The organism is Fructilactobacillus sp. X2R1C1 (assembly GCF_059901435.1).
In genome coordinates, this window is sequence record NZ_JBWXUV010000163.1 from 1 (window position 1) to 233 (window position 233).

Annotated in this window: 1 protein-coding gene; it reads right to left on the reverse strand. The window is 42.9% G+C overall.

Going from position 1 to position 233, the window contains the following annotated elements; all coding sequences use genetic code 11:
- Positions 1–233 (reverse strand): hypothetical protein (locus tag AC6UDG_RS07885; protein WP_500707017.1); only part of this gene is annotated, 233 nt, incomplete at both ends.

Below are 233 nucleotides of genomic sequence, written 5' to 3' on the forward strand. Positions count from 1 at the left end.
CATTTAAATCAAAAGAAGCTCCGTCACCCTGAATGTCAACGGTCCAGGTTCTGCCAGTCAAATTATTTAGATTAGGGTCAGGATCTTGATTTGGGTAAAGCACGTTAGCAAAACTAGGTTGATCACCCTTAGCCGGATCATAAATTGAATCACCATAAGTAGGAGTTGAAACCGGATTATTAGCAGTTGGCCCCCCGTATGGTGCTGCAACTCCAGCATAGTTATTTCCGATT